15 protein-coding genes are annotated in these 15,794 nt (G+C 52.5%); 3 read left to right on the plus strand and 12 right to left on the minus strand.

What is annotated here, in order from left to right; genetic code table 11:
• Nucleotides 1-64: 64 nt before the first annotated feature.
• The 4 genes from lnt to K1X45_RS10635 form a co-directional block, all read right to left on the minus strand.
• Entirely contained in the window at nt 65-1,609 is a 1,545-nt protein-coding gene (gene lnt, locus K1X45_RS10620) for an apolipoprotein N-acyltransferase (RefSeq protein ID WP_255560958.1), read from the minus strand.
• Nucleotides 1,610-1,857: 248 nt separating this feature from the next.
• Entirely contained in the window at nt 1,858-2,895 is a 1,038-nt protein-coding gene (locus K1X45_RS10625) for a hemolysin family protein (RefSeq protein WP_213599697.1), read from the minus strand.
• 2 nt (nt 2,896-2,897) lie between these two features.
• The gene (gene ybeY, locus K1X45_RS10630) at nt 2,898-3,407 is read right to left on the minus strand and encodes an rRNA maturation RNase YbeY (RefSeq protein WP_220158786.1); all 510 of its coding nucleotides are present in this window, start codon (nt 3,405-3,407) and stop codon (nt 2,898-2,900) included.
• Nucleotides 3,408-3,500: 93 nt separating this feature from the next.
• A complete protein-coding gene (locus K1X45_RS10635) occupies nt 3,501-4,541 on the minus strand; it encodes a PhoH family protein (protein WP_033315941.1) in 1,041 nt (346 codons plus the stop codon).
• 173 nt (nt 4,542-4,714) lie between these two features.
• On the opposite strand from K1X45_RS10635, the gene K1X45_RS10640 reads away from it, so the two are divergent.
• On the plus strand, nt 4,715-4,870 hold the full coding sequence (locus K1X45_RS10640; protein WP_220158787.1) for a hypothetical protein: 156 nt from the start codon (nt 4,715-4,717) through the stop codon (nt 4,868-4,870).
• A gap of 40 nt (nt 4,871-4,910) precedes the next feature.
• Here K1X45_RS10640 and miaB read toward each other — a convergent pair whose 3' ends face one another.
• Complete coding sequence (gene miaB / locus K1X45_RS10645; RefSeq protein ID WP_220158788.1) at nt 4,911-6,338, minus strand: tRNA (N6-isopentenyl adenosine(37)-C2)-methylthiotransferase MiaB; 1,428 nt, start codon at nt 6,336-6,338, stop codon at nt 4,911-4,913.
• Nucleotides 6,339-6,498: 160 nt separating this feature from the next.
• The gene (locus K1X45_RS10650) at nt 6,499-7,152 is read right to left on the minus strand and encodes an SH3 domain-containing protein (RefSeq protein WP_255560393.1); all 654 of its coding nucleotides are present in this window, start codon (nt 7,150-7,152) and stop codon (nt 6,499-6,501) included.
• A 214-nt stretch (nt 7,153-7,366) separates the two neighbouring features.
• Here K1X45_RS10650 and K1X45_RS10655 point away from each other — a divergent pair, with 214 nt between their 5' ends.
• Nucleotides 7,367-8,368: a D-glycerate dehydrogenase gene (locus tag K1X45_RS10655; protein WP_116088692.1), complete on the plus strand. Its 1,002-nt coding sequence runs from the start codon at nt 7,367-7,369 to the stop codon at nt 8,366-8,368.
• 50 nt (nt 8,369-8,418) lie between these two features.
• Here the strand turns inward: K1X45_RS10655 and K1X45_RS10660 are convergent, their stop codons facing one another.
• From K1X45_RS10660 to K1X45_RS10670, 3 genes are all read right to left on the minus strand, one after another.
• Nucleotides 8,419-9,279, minus strand: a complete 861-nt coding sequence (locus K1X45_RS10660) for an NlpC/P60 family protein (protein WP_220158789.1) — start codon at nt 9,277-9,279, stop codon at nt 8,419-8,421.
• Nucleotides 9,276-9,626: a MarR family transcriptional regulator gene (locus K1X45_RS10665; RefSeq protein WP_075653991.1), complete on the minus strand. Its 351-nt coding sequence runs from the start codon at nt 9,624-9,626 to the stop codon at nt 9,276-9,278. The genes K1X45_RS10660 and K1X45_RS10665 overlap by 4 nt, the downstream gene beginning before the upstream one ends.
• Before the next feature lie 93 nt (nt 9,627-9,719).
• Nucleotides 9,720-11,138: a M17 family metallopeptidase gene (locus K1X45_RS10670; RefSeq protein WP_220158790.1), complete on the minus strand. Its 1,419-nt coding sequence runs from the start codon at nt 11,136-11,138 to the stop codon at nt 9,720-9,722.
• Nucleotides 11,139-11,316: 178 nt separating this feature from the next.
• Between K1X45_RS10670 and K1X45_RS10675 the strand changes: the two genes are divergently transcribed.
• The gene (locus tag K1X45_RS10675) at nt 11,317-12,156 is read left to right on the plus strand and encodes a tetratricopeptide repeat protein (RefSeq protein ID WP_220158791.1); all 840 of its coding nucleotides are present in this window, start codon (nt 11,317-11,319) and stop codon (nt 12,154-12,156) included.
• A gap of 64 nt (nt 12,157-12,220) precedes the next feature.
• Here K1X45_RS10675 and K1X45_RS10680 read toward each other — a convergent pair whose 3' ends face one another.
• The 3 genes from K1X45_RS10680 to K1X45_RS10690 all read right to left on the minus strand — a co-directional run bounded on the left by K1X45_RS10680 (nt 12,221) and on the right by K1X45_RS10690 (nt 15,793).
• Nucleotides 12,221-13,219, minus strand: coding sequence for a type II secretion system F family protein (locus tag K1X45_RS10680; RefSeq protein WP_220158792.1), 999 nt, complete (start codon nt 13,217-13,219; stop codon nt 12,221-12,223).
• Nucleotides 13,220-13,231: 12 nt separating this feature from the next.
• Entirely contained in the window at nt 13,232-14,236 is a 1,005-nt protein-coding gene (locus K1X45_RS10685) for a type II secretion system F family protein (protein WP_022709205.1), read from the minus strand.
• A gap of 93 nt (nt 14,237-14,329) precedes the next feature.
• Entirely contained in the window at nt 14,330-15,793 is a 1,464-nt protein-coding gene (locus tag K1X45_RS10690; RefSeq protein ID WP_220158793.1) for a CpaF family protein, read from the minus strand.
• Nucleotide 15,794 lies beyond the last annotated feature (1 nt).

A 15,794-nucleotide genomic window follows, 5' to 3' on the forward strand; every position in this document is an offset into this window, starting at 1 on the left:
ATTATAGGGTTCATCTGAAATTTCATCAGTTTCATGTGTATATCATAACATCAAAAATATGATGTCAACCGAAACGCTCGGTACGGATGGCATGTAAACCACATGAAATTACGAGCAAGATGAACAGAAGTGTGAAGAACTGTGTTTCTCCTGCCGGTTTGCGCCAGAAGCCTGTCGCTTTTGGTGGCAGACGGCCATCAATAAATCCGACTTCATTCAGGTTGAGATGTTTGGTGATTCGACCGTAAGAATCGGTAATTGCTGAAATACCGTTATTAGCTGCGCGCAGCAAAGGCAGTCCCTGTTCTACGGCGCGCAATTGCGCCTGTCGGAAATGCTGATAAGGCCCCGGTGTATTGCCGTACCATGCGTCATTGGTAATATTGATGATCGCATCAACGCTTTTACCCTGATAGCCAAGCTCGGACGGGAAAATCGCCTCATAGCAGATTAAAGGCAGCAGGGTCAGGCTCGGGCTGACATTGAGGGCATGGCGCGCCGGTGCTGCGGTAAAGCCGCCGGGTAATTCCACCACTTCCTGCATACCGACAGAGCGCAGCAGACCTTCCAGCGGCAGATATTCACCGAATGGTACAAGATGCACTTTGTCGGCAGTTGCGGTCACATGACCGGCGGCATTCACCGCGAAAATACTGTTATAATAGGCGGAGAGATCCTCTCCCTCACCGCGCACGGCACCGGCCAGCAGCATTTGATTCGGCTGAAGTGCCTTGCCGATGGCGCTCAAGACTTCTTCGACTTGTGGCAGCACATAGGGGACGGAGGTTTCCGGCCAGATAATCACATCAGGCACCAGCTGGCCATTGGCAGGCGGGCGGGTGCTGAGATCAAGATGCTTGTCGAAAATCGCGCGGCGCAACTGATTATCCCATTTGGCATCCTGTGCAATGGAGGCCTGAACCAAGCGGATAACAGGTGCATCAGCGCCTTGCTCTGACAAGGCGGGAGCCTGCTGTAAGCGCCATGCGCCATAACCGGCATGGGCAATCAACAGGGCACAGGCTGTAATTAATCCGCTGCGCCAGCTATAGCGCTGTCGCTTGTCGCCAAACAATAGAGCGGGCATGGCGAAAATCACCACAGCAAGAATATTCATGCCATAGAGGCCGGTAATAGTGACCGACTGCATCAGCAGTGGTGTCGGCATCAGCATATAGCCGAGCGCATTCCAAGGAAAACCGGTGAGAATGAAAGCGCGCAGCCATTCTGTAACGCCGAGTGCGATGGCCAGCACCAGAATACGAATGAGACCGGCGCCCCAGAATATCCGTGCAAATGCCGCAGCAAAAGCGAAGAAAAACGCCAGAAAGGCAGGCAGGCCGAGAATAGCTAATGGTAATGCCCAGGCGAAATTTTCGGCATCCACCAGCAATGCCATGCCGATCCACCAGAGACCGGTGAGAAAATAACCGAAACCAAACAACCAGCCGGTGCGAAAAGCGGGGAGCAGGCGCCTCCATCCGGTTGCGGTTGCTGTTCCCGAACTGTCAATCAACAGCACCAGCAGCGGAAAACCGATAAATCCTGCGGGCAAAAAATCAAAGGGCGGCAATGCCAGCGTGACACTTGCACCGGCGAGAATGGTCATGAGCGCTTTACGCCAGCCGGTGAGGTTTTCAGTCAGGCGGAGATAAAGGCTGCTCACTATATTCGGTCTCTCAATGGGGATAAGGCATTCACTTAGTTTATGAGCCGAAGATTAAGAAAAACTGAGAAGAGAATACAACGATAAAAAACACCGCCGGTTGCGGCGGTGTTTTAATAGATTGTGATGCTGTTAGAGCATAATTTTAAAGTGTCAAAGCGAGTTTGTGCGCCAATGGGGCGCTCGGCGCTTTAACCTTGGAAATAATCCCCGTTTCGCGGTGTGATGCGCACTTTATGGATGCGTCGTGAATCGGCTTCCAGCACTTCCAGCTCGTAAGCAGGCAACACATCAATGATTGCGCCGGTTTCCGGAATATGATCCAGAGCCGAGATGATGAGACCGCCGAGCGTATCCACATCTTCACTGTCTTCGCCCTGCGTAAAGCCTGCGCCGATCAGCTGTTCCAGCTCTTCCAGTTCCGCACGGGCATCGACGGTATAGGAGCCGTCCGGATTGCGGATCAGGGACAGTTCTTCATCGTCATGCTCGTCTTCAATATCACCGACAACCATTTCAACAATGTCTTCCAGCGAGACGAGGCCGTCTGTGCCGCCATATTCGTCGATCACCAGCGCCATCTGAATATGGCTTGCCTGCATACGTGCCATCAGGCTGCTGGCCAGCATAGAGGAAGGCACAAACAGTACCTTGCGCATCAGATTCAGTTCATTGATCGGTGTTGTGAGATCAATTTTGGACAGATCATAGCGCTTGGCAGCGGCGGGCTGTTCCGAACCGGCAGGCTGTTGCCTGCTCATGCGGGTGATGTAGTTGAGAACATCGCGGATATGGATCATGCCGCGCGCATCATCGAGCGTCTCAACATAAACCGGCATACGGGAATGGCCGGAGGACTCAAACAGTTCCAGCAGCTCACCCAGCGGGGTTGAATATTCGATAGCTTCAATATCAGCGCGGCTGATCATCACGTCATCGACGCGAAGTTCCCGCAGGCGCAGAATATTGTTGAGCATTGCCTTTTCTTCGGCAGAAAAAGCTGTGTCGCTGTTCGCATCATCGGACAGCGCATCCGTCAAATCTTCGCGGATCGAGCTGGTCTGGCGCGAACGGAGAAACGGAAATAATCCGGAAAGGAGTGAGCGTTTTTCAGATCCTGCCGCTCGTGCAGGATTTTGCCCCGTACTCTGCGCTTCCGGATCGTTCGGAGAAACGGCGTCGCTGTGAACAGCGCCCGTTGAAGAATTGTGATTAGTCTGATCAGCCATGGTCAATCGTTTTCATTATCGGTTGAATGTACAATATAAGGATCAGGTATGGCAAGAGCATGAAGAATTTCGCGCTCCAGTCCCTCCATTTCTTCTGCTTCCTCATCATCTTCATGATCGTAACCCAGCAGATGCAGCAGGCCATGCACGATCATGTGATGCAGGTGCTGATTAAAGCTTTTGTTTTCTTCAAGAGCTTCACGTTCGACAGTTTCCCGCGCAATAATAATATCGCCGAGCATCGGCCCCGGAGCATCGCCCGGCGCGATGTCAAAGGCCGGAAAAGATAGCACATTGGTGGCTTTGTCTTTATTGCGCCATTGCGCATTAATGGTGCGGATCGAGGCATCGTCGGTCAGAACAAGGCTGAGCTCGGTCTCTTGCTGCGGCAGTGCAAGCCGCGCCCAGACGGCATCGACACAGGATCGGGCAAGTGTTTCATAGGTTTCATTGTCGTCCCACGACGGGGTTTCCCAAAGAGAACTTTCAATGAGAATGTCGATTGTAATCATTTTTGTTTCGTGAACCGGTTTATTGTTAAGACAACAGCCCGCCTGCAAAGAGACGGGCTGTTATAAAAGTCAGTTTGTAATCTAAAAACCTATTTAGGTTTCCGAAGGCGTGTTTTCACCCTCAGTCACACTAACTTTATGATGTTTCAGCGTTTTGGCCGCCCCACGTTTTTCATAGGCGCGGACAATAGCTGCAACCATCGGGTGGCGCACCACATCTTTGTCGCTGAAGCGCACGGTGACAATGTTTTCAACATCGCCCAAAATCTCCAGCGCTTCCACAAGGCCGGATTTCTGACCGGCGGGCAGATCGATCTGGCTCGGATCACCGGTGACGATCATGCGCGAACCTTCACCCAGACGGGTCAGGAACATTTTCATCTGCATGGATGTGGTGTTTTGCGCCTCGTCAAGAATAACAGCCGCATGTGCCAGTGTACGACCGCGCATGAAGGCCAGAGGTGCAATTTCAATCACACCGGCGGCCAGTGCCCGCTCGACTTTATCCGCAGGGATCATGTCATAAAGCGCATCATAGAGCGGTCGCAGATAAGGATCGACCTTCTCTTTCATGTCGCCCGGCAAAAAGCCGAGCCGTTCACCGGCTTCAACCGCAGGGCGGGATAACACAATCCGCTCAACCAGTCCGCGCTCCAGCAGCATGGCCGCATGGGCAACAGCGAGATAGGTTTTACCGGTACCGGCAGGGCCGGTGCCGAAAACCAGTTCCGAGCGCTCCATCGCGCGCATATAGGCATCCTGCGTCGGCGTGCGGGCAAAGATGGTCTTTTTGCGTGTGGAGATTTGTGCCGCAGAAAGGCGGGTTTTGGTTTCAAGCGTCGGCAGGCTCAGCTGGTCATCACGCACCGGCGTTGCAGTTGCAGCCATGCGCAAGGCACCATCGACATCGGATTTGCTGAGATCGTGACCTTTTTGCAAAAGCGAATAGAGGTGATCCAGTGCCATCCGTGCCTGTGCTGTGGCAGTTGCTTCACCGCGGAGGATCAGCTGATTGCCTTTGGAGCGGACATCAACACCAAGTTTTTGCTCAATATAAGCGAGATTCTCGTCGAATTGGCCAAACAGCGCACTCGCCAGCCGGTTGCTGTCAAAATCGAGGACTATATGAGCCATATCAGAAGCGCCATCCTGCAGGGCAGGGATTGTGGTGGCGGGTTTTTTCAGTTCTTTGCTAACCTGTTTGCCCGTGGTGACGTTCAACCGGCTCTCCTTGATTGCGGTTTAGCTGTTAAGCGGCGCTGATCCGCCGTGACGGATCATATCTGACACGATTATGGTACAGATTAATGACACTGTCACGCGGGAAAGCAGAGCCGGTTCAAGGCGAACGTTATTTAGAGCGGGTTCAGTTAAAATTGACGTTTGAAACCGCTCTAAATTTTTTATTTTTACGCATTGTCCTGCGCATCGAAGCGGGAAAAGAAATCAGTCCGGCGAACTGATTTCCCCACAGAGGCGCTTCGCACTTTTACTGGAAATGCTTTAAGCTAATTTTTCGGCGACAAGGCTGTTGGTGCCGGTGGAATTGACACGTACGCGGATCATATCACCGACTTCACCCGGATTATTTTCAATGATTACCGGAATGAGCCATGGCGAGCGGCCGATCATCTGGCCTTCAAAGCGTCCCGGCTTTTCAAGCAGCACATCCATTTCCGTGCCGACAAGACTATTCTGAAATGCATATTGCTGTTCGCTGAGCAGCGCCTGCAAGCGCTGCAGACGTTCGTCCTTCACGGATTCTTCCACATGATCGGGCAGATCGGCACCGGGTGTACCCGGACGGGATGAATATTTGAACGAATAGGCCTGCGCATACCCCACTTCGCGCACCAGCCGCATTGTGTCTTCAAAATCCTCGTCAGTTTCACCAGGGAAGCCGACAATGAAGTCACCGGACAGTGCCAGATCAGGACGCACGGAACGGATACGCTCAATCAGGCGGATATAATCTTCGCCTTTATGTTTGCGGTTCATCGCTTTGAGAATGCGGTCGGAACCGGCTTGCACCGGCAGATGCAGATAAGGCATCAGAATATCGAGATCGCGATGAGCATTGATCAGCGCATCATCCATGTCGCGCGGATGGCTGGTCGTATAACGCAAACGGGCAATGCCCGGAATTTCCGCCAAACGATAGAGCAGTTCTCCCAAGCCCCATTCACGACCGTCATCGCCAAGGCCGTGCCAGCCGTTGACATTCTGGCCGAGCAGGGTCAGCTCACGCACACCGGCCTGAACCAGCTTGGTTGCTTCATTGATGATCTGGGCAACGGAGCGCGAAACCTCTGAACCGCGTGTGTAAGGCACAACGCAGAAGGTGCAGAATTTATCACAACCTTCCTGCACAGTCAGAAATGCGGAAACACCACGCTTGCGTACCTGTTCGCGGCTGGCAAGCGGCAGATGTTCAAACTTATCTTCAACTGCATATTCGGTATCGACGACCTGACGACCTTCACGCACCTGAGCAAGCGCCTGCGGTAAACGGTGATAGGTCTGCGGGCCAACCACGAGGTCAACAGTCGGGGAACGGCGCAGAATTTCATCGCCTTCCGCCTGTGCCACACAACCGGCAACGCCGATAATCAGATCTTTGCCGTCAGCCTGACGCTTATTCTTCATATTGCGCAGGCGACCCAGCGCGGAATAAAGTTTTTCGGAAGCCTTTTCACGGATGTGACAGGTATTAATCAGCACCATATCCGCGTCATCAGCACTGTCGGTCGTGACATAACCTTCTGCGGCCAGACTGTCGGCCATGCGCTGGCTGTCATAGACATTCATCTGGCAGCCATAGGTTTTGACAAAAACCTTACGGGTATTGGCCAGATTATTATCGGAGGCAGTGACAGTTAACGGAGTGTCAGAGGCCGAATGATGCGGGTTGGGTGCTGTTTGATCCTTCATGGCGCGGCTTTTACCGCTTTTCCCTTAGCTTGAGAAGGGGACAGATGCGCGCAAAACACCATGAAAGACCAGATATTCTAAAAGCGGATCAATGCTCCGGTTAGAGCGCCGTGTGCCAGCTTGGCACACAAAGGTCGCTCTAACATTTTAAAATTATGCTCTAGTCAAAAACCTCATCCGGATAGGCACCCCAGATTTTTCCCTGACGGATCCAGCCGCGTGTGCCCTGTGTTTCGAGCTGACACCACTGGCCGGTGCATTCACGGATATTGGCGATGACACCTGCTTCAGCACGGGCAACAACGCGGGATGTGTCGCTGGCGCTGGCGTAAAGATCAATCACATTATCCGCCTTGCCGCGCTCCCATGGAGCAACGATAGCGGTGCGCTTGCCGGCCAGAAGTGACTGATAGACCCAGCCTTCCGTGCCGTCAGCATCACGGATACGGCGCCAGTTGTCATATTCCTGAATGATCTCAACCGGCAGTCCCGATTTGGTATAAAGCCATGACACCGCATAATCGCGCCCCGGACCCACACGGATATTCACACGGGCAGGCTTTAGGCTGACAAAACGCGGGATCGGCAGGCCGCTTGGCCCCAGATTGGCAGATGAGGCTGCTTCTTTGCTCGGTGCATCTTCACCGGATGGACCTTCTTCCGCGGAAGATGGTTCTGCACCTTCGGAAGCGTCCTGTGCATAGGCATGATGCGAGCCGGATAAAGGGGACAGCAGAAACAGGCAGGAAAGCAGGCCTATAGCCAGTAACAGACAAAAATTTGATTTTTCTGTTTTATGCATATGCTGTTTCATTCGCAGTCCTGACCGGCTTATATTCTGGTATAGTCATCCCGACGGTTTGCAAGATTGGTCTGTAAGATCAATATGACGTTAGGAGACCAGAACCGGCGCTTTTTCTTTGTCTTTGTTCGCCTGCCTTGCTAGACAGTGTATGAACCATGACAATGCCGCACTCTGCACCTTCTTGGTTAAGGAGGTCTCAACGCGACACATCAAAGGGGTAGAAATGTCGGGCAAAAAGAAACCATTGGTCGTCATTACCCGGAAATTACCGGATCCTGTTGAAACGCGCATGCGCGAATTGTTTGATGCGCGCCTGAATATTGATGATCATAAAATGTCGCGTGAGGAACTGGCTGCAGCCATGCGCGAGGCCGATGTGCTGGTACCGACGATTCGTGATGTGATTGATGCGGAGCTGATTGAACAGGCAGGCCCCAATCTGAAACTGATCGCCAATTTCGGCAATGGCGTGGACAATGTGGATGTAACCGCTGCTGCCAAGCGCGGCATCGCCGTGACCAATACCCCGAATGTTCTGACAGAAGATACCGCCGATATGGCGATGGGGCTGATTCTGTCTGTGCCGCGCCGTCTTGTGCAGGGAGCCAATGTGTTTTCCACTTCCGGCGAATGGCCGGGCTGGTCGCCGACATGGATGCTTGGCCGGCGTATCTGGGGCAAGCGCCTCGGTATTGTCGGCATGGGGCGTATCGGCACTGCTGTTGCACGTCGTGCCAAAGCCTTTGGCCTTGCTATCCATTACCACAATCGCAAGCGGGTTCATGCGGCAGTTGAGGAAGAGCTGGAAGCGACTTATTGGGACAGCCTCGACCAGATGCTGGCGCGGATGGATATTATTTCTGTCAATTGCCCTTCGACACCGGCAACATTTCATCTGCTTTCAGCGCGCCGCATCGAATTGATGCAGCCCAATGCTTATCTGGTGAATACGTCCCGCGGTGAGATTGTTGATGAAAATGCGCTGATCCATCAGATTGAGCAGGGCAAGCTCGCCGGTGCCGGTCTTGATGTGTTTGAACAACATCCGGCGGTTGATCCGCGCCTGCTGAAACTGGCCTCTGAGGGCAAAGTAGTTATGCTGCCGCATATGGGCTCTGCCACTTTGGAAGGGCGTATTGATATGGGCGATAAAGTGATCGTCAATATCCGCGCCTTCTGGGACGGTCATCGCACACCGGACCGCGTATTGCCGCCAAAGGTTTGAAATATTGAGTTTACAGAAAAGCCGCCGGAAATTCCGGCGGCTTTTTTATTTTATGGGCGGCGGAAGTGAGAAGGTAAATCGTAAAGATACGCAATTCGCTCAATCGCTTCACGCAGCGGCTCATAGGCCACGGTCATGGTGTGGCCATTGGCATGGATCATCATGTCGGCACTGGCCATAATCGCCACATGACCGGGCCAGAACACCAGATCGCCGCGCTGCAGATTGGCATAATCCTTACCGGCATCAATCACATTACCCAGATGATCGCCCTGCATATCGGAATCGCGCAACACATCGCGCCCTGCATTCAGCATGGCAAGCTGCACCAGACCGGAACAGTCAATACCGAAGCCGGACGTACCGCCCCACAGATAAGGCGTGTTAATCAGGCTTTCGGCTGTGGTGACATAATCGGCAACAGTCTCGTTGATCGCCCGCAGATGCTTGGCGAAAATCGCTGTACCATCCGGCAGCATGCCGTAACGGCTGCCACGGTTTTCAACGAATTCGGTGATCTCAACGACTGAGCAGAGAGACAGAGCACTGGTATGACGGAAGCGCAGATCAGCTCCGGAATAGATGAAAGTGCGCGGTACGCAGATACGATGGGTTGGTTTATTGCTAATTTCACCCAGTTCGTTATCGGGCATATAGCCAACATAGCCGTCGCGTACAGCTTGCACCCAGCTCCAGCCATTCGCCTGCTCGAAAACGGTGACTTCATCGCCATAGAGAATCTGGCTCTGCGGGCCGCTGGTCAGTTCAGGCTTGCTGCGCAGATCGCTGACGGGAACGAGTACACGTTTGCGCTTGCCTTCTGCAAAGGCGGCGGCATCGACTTTTCCGCGTAAAGCACTATCCGCCAGATCAGGACGATAGGCATGGAGACGACGGTCAGGCTGGGTCATAAAGGCAATTCCCTGGATTTTGCAATAACGCGGTCGCCCAGTCTTTCAACATAGAGCGCGCCGCTGACTGTTCGTTTGATCAGGACATTACGCAGATCCTGCGGATCGCGATGGCGGCTAACCAGCCCCATCGTGCCCATTGTATCCAGCGCACGGGTAATAACAGGTTTAGTCACACCAAGACGCGCGGCCAGCGCGCGTACCGTATGGGGCGGTGTTTCAAGATAGATTGTCAGCAATATGGCCATTTGCCGCCATGTCAGATCATGGGTTTCGTCACGCACCTGCGACAGGGAAACGGTCTGTAACAGCGTCAGCGCCTGTAGTGGTTTTAACTCGACAGCCATGAATACCGCTTACCTGATAGAGAGGCCTGCCCGTTAGTAACAGGCAGGCTGTTTTGCTTATAGAACCGCTTTTAAGCGGAGCCTGCAAGAGACTTAAATATAGCGCTGTTTGATAACCTGATAAAGCGCTCGTATACCCTGTGCAGCACCGCCGACAGTGGCTGCGGATTTCTCAACCGGTGTCCAGCCGTAAATATCGAAGTGCCCCCAAACCTTGGCATTTTTGACAAAGCGCGAGAGAAACAGTGCCGCTGTGACAGAACCGGCAAAACCGTCGGTAGTCACATTGTTAATGTCCGCAACCTTCGAGGCGAGTTTGGCCTCATAAGGTGCCCAGAGCGGCATACGCCAGAGCGGGTCGGATTGTGCTGCCGCCTGTTCTGTCACTTCAACGGCAAAAGCCTCATCATGGCTGTAGAATGGCGGCAGGTCAGGTCCCAGTGCCACGCGGGCAGCGCCGGTCAGGGTTGCCATGTCGATGATGAGATCCGGATTTTCTTCGTCGGCTAAGGTTAGTGCATCGGCAAGAACCAGACGGCCTTCCGCATCAGTATTGCCAATTTCAACAGTCTGTCCCTCGCGGGAGGTCAGAATATCGCTCGGGCGGAACGCATTGCCGGAAATGGAGTTTTCGACAGCAGGGATCAATACGCGCAGGCGCACCGGTAATTTGGCATCCATAATCATACGCGCCAGACCCAGTACATTGGCTGCGCCGCCCATATCTTTCTTCATCAGCAACATGCCGCTGGCAGGCTTGATGTCGAGACCGCCGGTATCAAAGCATACGCCCTTGCCAACCAACGTGACTTTCGGGTCGCTGTCTTTGCCCCAAGTGAAATCAATCAGGCGCGGAGCTTTGTCGCTGGCGCGGCCGACTGCATGGATCATCGGAAAGTTTTGCTTCAGCAGATCATCGCCGACAACAGCAGTGAATTTCGCACCATAGGTGTCTGCGAGGTTACGTGCTGCCTGTTCAAGGGCATCCGGTCCCATATCGCTGGTCGGTGTGTTGATCAGATCGCGGGTCATTGCGCTGGCATCGGCCAGACGGCGGGTTTCATCCAGATCAGACAGGTCGGAAATATAAAGCGAAACGCTGTTCTGGTCTTCTGCAGAAGTGTCTTTTTTATAGCGGTTGAACTGATAGCCGCCGAGCAGGAAGCTGACCGCGAATAATTCCGCATGGTCAGCTTTACCTTCAATATGCCAGTTACCTGCAGGCAAGAGGCGGGCAAGTTTGCCACCGATCAGACGGCCTTCGCCGCTCTTGTCTTTGTCCGCCGGTTCAATGCCGAATAAAGCGCCGCTGATCTGTCCTTGTTCATTGGCCAGTGTCAGTAATTGTCCGGCTTTGCCTTTATAAGCATTGGCTTTCGCCCAGTTGAGGACAGTTTGCGGGAACTGACCATTCGCCAGTGTCTCTGGTGTGACCAGCCATATCGGGCGGCTGTCCGCAGCCTGTTGATCGAGAAGAGCAGCACGGTTCGCAGAAAGAGGCAGAGAGGTCATATTGATTTCCGGTATTTATTTTCAGGAGAGCGGCATGAGTCGCCGATGTCGGCTCAATAATTAACTCTCTATTAGGGTTAATGGAATATTGATTTTATCATATTCAGGTGAAGCGCGGGTTAATGCAGAGGACTGATTTAAGGCGCTTTCAACGACCGTATTTTATGGAGACAGTTTGATGCAGAAAAATGCGCTGGCTTTTGAACAATCGGATAAATCATGCCGTGGCCTGCGTTACGGGAAAAGCCGTTTTCTGACACTCACCACTGCTCTTTTCATCACTGGACTGGCACTCGCCGGTTGCAACAGCGTGGATCGCACCACAACCGGCTCGGTTGCTAAAGGCACCGGCACCAAGGCTGAGCGTTCCATTGAGCAGATGAATGCGCAGCAACTCGCACAGGCCGCTCAAACCTATGGCGCGCATTATCAGAAGAACCCGACCAGCAAAGTGGCTGCACTGAATTATGCGACTGTGCTGAGTATGGCAGGCCGCAGCGATCAGTCGCTGGCTGTGATGCGGGCAATCGCCATTCAACTGCCGAAGGATAAGCAAGTTCTCGCAGCCTATGGCAAAGCTCTGGCTGGCGCAGGTGAGCTGGATGCGGCACTGGATGCAGTACGCCGTGCGCAGACACCGGATTATCCGGACTGGCGTTTGCTGTCTGCTGAAGGGGCTATTCTCGACCAGCAGGGCAATTCCGCAGATGCCCGTGCAATCTATCAGAAAGCGCTGCAGATCAAACCGGGTGAGGCTTCAATCCTCTCCAATCTTGCAATGTCTTATGTCTTAAGTGGCGATCTGCCAACAGCTGAGAAATATCTGCGTCAGGCAGCAACCGCAAATGGCAGTGACAGCCGTGTCCGTCAAAATCTGGCGCTGGTCGTCGGCCTTCAGGGGCGCTTTCAGGAGGCGGAAACAATTGCCTCCCGCGAATTGTCACCGGAACAGGCAAAAGCCAATACCGATTATTTGCGCTCAATGCTGGCAAAGCAGGGCGTTAAAAAACAGGCGTAAATCTCTGTAAAGCTTATAAACAAAACGCCTGCTTGAAGAGAATATTCAGGCAGGCGTTTTTGTTTTAGTTTCCGGCGATACCACCTGCACCAAAAATCTGGATCATCGCGGGACCGAGAATAACCATGAACAAGACCGGCAGGAAAAAGACGATCATCGGAACCGTGAGTTTCGGCGGCAGCCCTGCGGCTTTCTTTTCAGCTGCCAGCAAGCGCATATCACGACTTTCCTGCGAGAGTGTACGCATGGCGGTTGCAACCGGCGTACCATAACGTTCCGCCTGAATAAGCGCCTGTGTCATGGATTTAATGGCTTCCATACCGGTGCGGTTGGCAAGGTTCTCATAGGCCTGACGGCGCTCCGGCAAAAAGGCCAGTTCAGCATTGGTCAGCATTAGCTCTTCAGCCAGATCCACCGACTGAATACCGATTTCGTCGGCAACACGGCGAAAGGCTGCTTCTGTGGACATGCCGGATTCGACGCAAATCAGCATCAGGTCGAGGGCATCAGGCCAGGCCAGTGTGATGGATTCACGGCGCTTGGCTGCAATATTACTGACATAGAGATTGGGTGCATAGAAACCGGCATAAGCGGCAATAATGCAAATCAGAAAGCGCATAAAAGCACTTTGCTGTTCCAGCATACCCAAACCGAATATCCAGAATATTGCTAAACCGAGAAATGCGAAGGGCAGAATAAACCGCATGAAAAGAAAAACATTGAGCGGATTTTGTCCGCGAAACCCTGCCTGTCGCAATGATGCGACGGTCTTCTCATCTGCTAGAGCGCGGCGCAGATCTAGTTTTTCAACAAAGTCACGAATTCCGGCTTTTTGCTGATGGCGCAGACTGATGCCGCGTTCTTTATCATTAGCCATCCGCGCTCTTTCGCGGGCACGAAGAGCCTCACGCTCTAGTGCTACGGATTTCATACGGTTTTTCAGCGGGTTACGCTGAAAGTAGGGCAGAAGAAGCGTCATTATGGTTGCGAACATCGCAAACATGATGAAAATGCTGATGAGCGTTTGCCGCTGGAAGAGCGTGGTTTCAAAAAAATTCTGCATCACCAGCCCCGCTTACATTTTGAAATTAATCATGATTTTCATCACAAAAATTCCGAGTGAATACATAATTAGAGCAATTACTAATAGTATATTTCCTGGGAAGGTTGTGAACAATAGCGTTATATAGTCTGGACTCATCAAAGAAATTGCTCCGGCAACAAAAAATGGCAATGCGCCGATAATCGCAGCTGATGCTTTGGCTTCCTGTGACATGGCCTGGACTTTGGCTGCCATTTTTTTACGGTCACGCAAAACACGCGACAAATTACCCAATGCTTCAGACAGATTGCCGCCGGCCTGCGACTGAATTTGTATCACAATTGAAAAGAAGTTTGTTTCAGGGCAGGGCATGTTTTCCGGCATTTTGGCGACAGCTTCCGGTATTGTTAGTCCCATTTGCTGCGCCTCAACAATCCGGCGAAATTCCTCCTTGACCGGAGAAGGCGCATCATTTGCCAGCAAGCGCAGACTGTCATTCAAAGGAAGGCCGGAGCGCAAGGAGCGGGTGATGACATCCAGCGCATTCGGAAAATCATTCAAGAAAGCTTTCATTCGCTTCTTGCGAAAATGCATGACGATCCAGCGAGGCACCCCGAAAAAACCAATCAGGGCAATCAGCGGCGCCATAATCAAAGGAATGCCAGCCATCAGCCCGAGCAGAAAACAGATAAAGGCGCTCGCCGTGCTGATGAGATAAAACTGCCGGACACTCCAGCTCAGACCTGCCTGAGCCAATAATATACGTAGCGGCGGGTTTTTTTGAGTTTTGTTTTGTGTTTTGTTGCGACGGTCAAGCTCGTCCAGATTATCCTGCAATGTCCGGCGACGCTTTTGTGCTTCGCTGGCTTTTTCACGCTCTGAGCGCATAACAGCACGGCTGGTGGTCGTCCTTTTAATCGCATCAAGGCGTTTTTGACCGGTTTTCTCAGCTGTGATCCGGTCGAAAAAAATTGCATAGAGCAGGGCACCGACCGCAATTGCAGCCAGGACAACAAGCATAATTGTTGTGCCGTTCATTGAAGTGCCCTTTCAGTGCCTGCTTCGGTTCGTTCGGTATCGTATCCAACAAAGAAACTGAGTTTGTTTTAAAGTAAAATCACTCTGACAGCTCTATATCTGAGGACTGCCGGCGACCTCCATCGTGTCCAGAATGGTCGCCAGTCGCTGATCTTCATTGTAATAGCGCGCCCGTTCCCAGAAGGCCGGTCGGCCGATGCCGCTCGATACATGCCGGCCGATAATATTGCCGTTAATATCTTCACCGAGGAACTCAAAATTCATCAGATCCTGCGTGATGATGATATCACCTTCCATTCCCACCACTTCTGTGATGTGGGTAATCCGGCGCGTACCATCGCGCAGACGTGTCGCCTGAATAATCACGTCAACGGAGCCGACAATAATTTCACGCACGGTACGTTGCGGCAATGTGTAGCCGCCCATGGCAATCATGGCTTCCATACGGTTCAGACATTCGCGAGGGCTGTTGGAGTGGATTGTGCCCATTGAGCCGTCATGGCCGGTATTCATGGCCTGAAGCAGGTCGAAAACTTCAGGACCACGGACTTCACCGACGATAATTCTCTCAGGACGCATACGCAGACAGTTTTTAACCAGATCGCGCATGGTAATTTCGCCTTCGCCTTCAAGATTGGGCGGGCGGGTTTCCAGACGAACGACATGGGGCTGCTGCAATTGCAGTTCCGCCGAGTCTTCGCATGTAATGATACGCTCGGTTTCATCAATATAGCGTGTCAGACAGTTAAGGAGCGTGGTTTTACCGGAACCTGTGCCACCTGAAATAATGATATTACAGCGCACGCGGCCGATAATTTGCAGCAGCTCCGAACCCATTTGCGAAATACTGCCGAAACGAACCAGTTGATCCAGTGTAAGCTTGTCTTTTTTAAATTTACGGATGGTCAGGGCTGTGCCGTCAATGGCGAGCGGAGAAGTGATAACGTTCACACGGGAGCCGTCCGGAAGACGGGCGTCACAGATCGGGCTGGATTCATCAACACGGCGGCCGACCTGAGAAACAATACGCTGGCAGATATTCAGCAATTGCTGATTATCGCGGAACCGGACATTGGTTTCCTGCACACGGCCATTAACTTCAATATAAGTTTTGCGCGCACTATTGACCATGATATCGGCAATATCATCACGCGCCAGCAGTGGCTCTAACGGACCATAACCCAGAACATCGTTGCAAATATCATCAAGCAGTTCTTCCTGCTCGGCAATCGACATAACGAAATTCTTGATCGAGATAATATCATTGACGATCTCGCGGATATCATCACGGGCGGCGTCTGCATCCATTCTTGATAATTGCGACAGGTCGATTGTATCAATCAGCGCTGCAAATATCTGGGATTTTGTATCGTAATATGCCTGCGATTTTTCACGGACGACCGGTGCTGCTGGTGCTTTCACAGCAGGCTTTTCCGATGCAGATACAGCCGTGTTGATCTGTGACGGCGGAGTCAAATTCGCTGTCTGACCGGCTGTCGCAGCAGCAGGTTTTACAGTACCGGTGGTTGGGGAGGCTGCACCTCTTTTTCCAAACATG

Origin of the sequence: Pseudochrobactrum sp. Wa41.01b-1 (genome assembly GCF_019464455.1) — a bacterium.
Classification (GTDB): domain Bacteria; phylum Pseudomonadota; class Alphaproteobacteria; order Rhizobiales; family Rhizobiaceae; genus Pseudochrobactrum; species Pseudochrobactrum saccharolyticum.

Coding starts and splice junctions, on each gene's coding strand:
- K1X45_RS10685 (WP_022709205.1), bottom strand. CDS start 14,236: ATGAACGGCACAACAATTATGCTTGTTGTCCTGGCTGCAATTGCGGTC.
- K1X45_RS10680 (WP_220158792.1), bottom strand. CDS start 13,219: ATGCAGAATTTTTTTGAAACCACGCTCTTCCAGCGGCAAACGCTCATC.
- K1X45_RS10640 (WP_220158787.1), top strand. CDS start 4,715: ATGACACTGTCACGCGGGAAAGCAGAGCCGGTTCAAGGCGAACGTTAT.
- K1X45_RS10665 (WP_075653991.1), bottom strand. CDS start 9,626: ATGGCTGTCGAGTTAAAACCACTACAGGCGCTGACGCTGTTACAGACC.
- K1X45_RS10650 (WP_255560393.1), bottom strand. CDS start 7,152: ATGAAACAGCATATGCATAAAACAGAAAAATCAAATTTTTGTCTGTTA.
- K1X45_RS10660 (WP_220158789.1), bottom strand. CDS start 9,279: ATGACCCAGCCTGACCGTCGTCTCCATGCCTATCGTCCTGATCTGGCG.
- miaB (WP_220158788.1), bottom strand. CDS start 6,338: ATGAAGGATCAAACAGCACCCAACCCGCATCATTCGGCCTCTGACACT.
- K1X45_RS10655 (WP_116088692.1), top strand. CDS start 7,367: ATGTCGGGCAAAAAGAAACCATTGGTCGTCATTACCCGGAAATTACCG.
- ybeY (WP_220158786.1), bottom strand. CDS start 3,407: ATGATTACAATCGACATTCTCATTGAAAGTTCTCTTTGGGAAACCCCG.
- K1X45_RS10690 (WP_220158793.1), bottom strand. CDS start 15,793: ATGTTTGGAAAAAGAGGTGCAGCCTCCCCAACCACCGGTACTGTAAAA.
- K1X45_RS10635 (WP_033315941.1), bottom strand. CDS start 4,541: ATGGCTCATATAGTCCTCGATTTTGACAGCAACCGGCTGGCGAGTGCG.
- lnt (WP_255560958.1), bottom strand. CDS start 1,609: ATGACCATTCTCGCCGGTGCAAGTGTCACGCTGGCATTGCCGCCCTTT.
- K1X45_RS10675 (WP_220158791.1), top strand. CDS start 11,317: ATGCAGAAAAATGCGCTGGCTTTTGAACAATCGGATAAATCATGCCGT.
- K1X45_RS10625 (WP_213599697.1), bottom strand. CDS start 2,895: ATGGCTGATCAGACTAATCACAATTCTTCAACGGGCGCTGTTCACAGC.
- K1X45_RS10670 (WP_220158790.1), bottom strand. CDS start 11,138: ATGACCTCTCTGCCTCTTTCTGCGAACCGTGCTGCTCTTCTCGATCAA.